This window comes from Paracraurococcus lichenis, assembly GCF_030657435.1.
GTDB lineage: Bacteria > Pseudomonadota > Alphaproteobacteria > Acetobacterales > Acetobacteraceae > Paracraurococcus > Paracraurococcus lichenis.
Genome location: NZ_JAUTWS010000235.1, coordinates 1 through 2857, shown reverse-complemented (window position 1 = coordinate 2857; position 2857 = coordinate 1). Strand labels below are relative to the sequence as shown.

Below are 2857 nucleotides of genomic sequence, written 5' to 3'. Positions count from 1 at the left end.
GGGGGGTTTACCGGCGCACACCGTCCTTTGCCTTCGGCCCGAATCGCCCAGAACGGGAGGCTGCTGGCACCCTGGTACTCGCCGATTCGACCGGGATGGGGGTTTCCCGGCGCTTCAACTGTTCACAGGACGACGATTTGGTCCCGGGGGGTTTGGTGGCGCGATATGGGGGGAATTCTGGCGCCACTCGGACTTATCCCGGGGGGGTTGGTGGCAGACTCTACTAGTCAGAATCCAACTACCTTCTACTAGCCCCGCCAGAAACCCCCCCGTTGACGTCGACCCGCGACGCCACCGATTGTCCTAGACGATAAAGGGGAATGGCGATGACCAGGGATGTCGATGGTGGCATACGCCAACTCGTTCTCGTCCACGGACGGGATCAAGCGCGCGCAATGGTCGAGCCCGAGCAGCGCAGCCTCGTAGATATCGCCGCGGAAGTTATGAGCGATGATGAAGGCAAGATCGGGATCACCTATACCGGCTTCTGCCTGACCGGATTGCCCCATCGCCGGCTGCCTGATGACGCAGCGTGGGACAAAAGCGGCCACAGGGTGCGGCTACTCGTGGAGCCGGGCCGCATTGTCCGCGGCAAGGGTCAGCCCAAGCTGGTCGGGGTGCCCTATGGTGCCCGCGCCCGAATGATTCTTCTTTACCTGCAGACTCAGGCTATCCGCACTGGCAGCCGTGAAGTCGAGTTGGGTCGCAGCATGCGCCACTGGCTTGGCCGAATGGGTTTGTCGTGGGGTGGAGAGACTGGCAAGGCACTGAGAGAGCAAGCGACACGGATCGCGGCTTGCTCTCTGAAGTTCTTCTGGACCGGCGAAGACGCAAGTGGCTGGGAAGCGGGCCGCTTCGTACGATCGGGTCTGCGTTTCCACCACAGGCAGGACGACGATCGGCAGACCGAACTCTGGGAAGACCGTGTCGTCTTAGTGTCCGACCAAGAACATCTTCTGCGATATCAAAGACATAGACGCGCGGAGAAACCGCCAAGGACGATCGAAATGAAAAATAATCTGAAATTTCAATGGCTTAAGAATTGCGGCATTTCTGTAAGCATTTGAAAATGCTCAACTTGTTCCTGGTCAGACACTTAGACGAGACGTTCTATGATGCCTTGCGCCAGCACCCTGTCCCACTTCGAGAGACTGCTCTCCAGCAACTCGCCAGCAAGAGCGTGAGCCTTGATCTTTACATTTGGCTGGCATATCGACTGCATACATTGGAAAAGCCGACACCCATCCGCTGGGCCGCGCTGATGAGCCAGTTCGGCAGCAACTATGGCCGAGCGCGCAGCTTTCGGGAAAATTTCAAGGTCGCCTTAGCGCCAGCAGTCGTTGCTTATCCCGAGGCCCGGTTGGAGATGAACGAAGAGGGGTTGGTCCTCTACCCCTCACGCCCGCCGGTAGAAAAGCGCTTGGTTGCGGTGGGCCGCCGGTAAACCCCCCGCTCAGAGTCGTCGGATGCCGTCATTGCCTCTGGCACCAGAGCACCGGCTATGAGCTTCCTGATATGTTCGCCTCTGGTTCAACATGCACGCGGCGCATTGTGGGCAGGCCAGCCTATGCCGGTCGAGCCTGCGCCAACAATTCCGCTAAGACAATCCGGAGTGCCGGGAGGTCGCGCTCCACCACCTCCCAGACGATCCGGCTATCGATCTCGGCGTAGCCATGGATTAAGAGATTACGGAAAGCTACCACGCGCGGAAGATCAGGGATCCGGCTCGCAGTCTCGAGGTCAATCCGGCGTAAGGTCGCAAGCGCCTCACCGATGATCTCGAACTGCCGCTCCACAGCCGATCGCAGCAGGTCATCAGCTTCGTAATCAGCAAAGCGTCGCCCCACCGTGAAACGGGTAATACGCTCCGCAGCCGCTTCAGCATCCCATAGCAGCTTGGCGGCTTTACCCTCTATCATGCAACCGGGAACAACTGACGGGCTTCGGAAAGCACCTGCCGTCGGAACCAAGGATTCTTGAGAGACGCCTCGGTGACCAAGTCAATCCTGCGTCCGAACAGACCTACCAGAGCAGATTGCAAGCCGAAGAAGGCTTCAGCATAACCGCCAGGCGGCGGCTCCCGGAAGGCAACCAGGAGGTCAATGTCGCTGTCCTCGGGATTGAAGTGCCCTGTTGCGGCAGAGCCGAACAGGGCAAGACGGAGCACCCCGAAACGCTCGCATAATTCCGGGAGGGCGGCTAGCGCCTCGGACGTCACAGGAAGAACGGCCGTCTCGCTCATGATCATGACCTAGCCGAAACCGGCACCGCAACGCAACGCCTCTATAAAACTCTCTGGGGGACCGTCCAGATCCTCGGGGTGCTATGCCCACCGCTGCCGGTGATGGGGGTGCGGACGCGATTCAGCAGCGGCTCATGCTGGAGCTGGCCGGGGCTGGCAGCATGTTACCGCAACACGTAGTCGGCTCCGGCGAGCGCATTCGTAACCGAGCATACTGTAGCGACGTTGTGACTTCAGCCTGGAAGCGGGCAATGCCACCTGATCGCGGCTCAGGTGCACGGGTATTTTTGCAACCGTCCGGACACTGTTGGCGAAGTCGCCGGGCTACTTGGCTGCGCACACCAATGCGGGAAATCAGGTCGGCATCGTGACCCGAAGTCGGGAAAACTGGTCGGAACATTCTCGAATGGCGCAACCGCGGACGCACATAGCTCGGGCCAGTGTGGTGCCTTCCTGATTTCGCCAACAGTGTCCGTCCGTATTGCGACCAGTGCGGCGTACGGCGGCTGCGCCGGCGTGGTTCAGAACCGGGTCACACGCGAAGCTGCGTTGGCGCTACTGGGATGGGTGATGGCACCCTCGGGTTGTCAGTGGTGAGGCGAGTATGGACCGAGG

4 protein-coding genes are annotated in these 2857 nt (G+C 60.1%); 2 read left to right on the top strand and 2 right to left on the bottom strand.

Going from position 1 to position 2857, the window contains the following annotated elements; all coding sequences use genetic code 11:
• The first annotated feature begins 320 nt into the window (after positions 1-320).
• Both Q7A36_RS39225 and Q7A36_RS39220 read left to right on the top strand, forming a co-directional pair.
• The gene (locus Q7A36_RS39225) at positions 321-1067 is read left to right on the top strand and encodes a replication protein RepA (RefSeq protein ID WP_305109216.1); all 747 of its coding nucleotides are present in this window, start codon (positions 321-323) and stop codon (positions 1065-1067) included.
• A 2-nt stretch (positions 1068-1069) separates the two neighbouring features.
• On the top strand, positions 1070-1444 hold the full coding sequence (locus tag Q7A36_RS39220; RefSeq protein ID WP_305109215.1) for a replication protein RepA: 375 nt from the start codon (positions 1070-1072) through the stop codon (positions 1442-1444).
• A 121-nt stretch (positions 1445-1565) separates the two neighbouring features.
• On the opposite strand, the gene Q7A36_RS39215 is transcribed toward Q7A36_RS39220, so the two are convergent.
• A complete protein-coding gene (locus Q7A36_RS39215) occupies positions 1566-1919 on the bottom strand; it encodes a HepT-like ribonuclease domain-containing protein (protein WP_305109214.1) in 354 nt (117 codons plus the stop codon).
• Positions 1916-2242, bottom strand: a complete 327-nt coding sequence (locus Q7A36_RS39210) for a nucleotidyltransferase family protein (protein WP_305109213.1) — start codon at positions 2240-2242, stop codon at positions 1916-1918. Before Q7A36_RS39210 ends, Q7A36_RS39215 begins: the two co-directional genes overlap by 4 nt.
• Positions 2243-2857 lie beyond the last annotated feature (615 nt).

Excerpts from the sequence above, each read along its gene's own strand:
- Q7A36_RS39225 (WP_305109216.1), top strand. The coding sequence starts at position 321 with ATGGCGATGACCAGGGATGTCGATGGTGGCATACGCCAACTCGTTCTC.
- Q7A36_RS39220 (WP_305109215.1), top strand. The coding sequence starts at position 1,070 with ATGCTCAACTTGTTCCTGGTCAGACACTTAGACGAGACGTTCTATGAT.
- Q7A36_RS39215 (WP_305109214.1), bottom strand. The coding sequence starts at position 1,919 with ATGATAGAGGGTAAAGCCGCCAAGCTGCTATGGGATGCTGAAGCGGCT.
- Q7A36_RS39210 (WP_305109213.1), bottom strand. The coding sequence starts at position 2,242 with ATGAGCGAGACGGCCGTTCTTCCTGTGACGTCCGAGGCGCTAGCCGCC.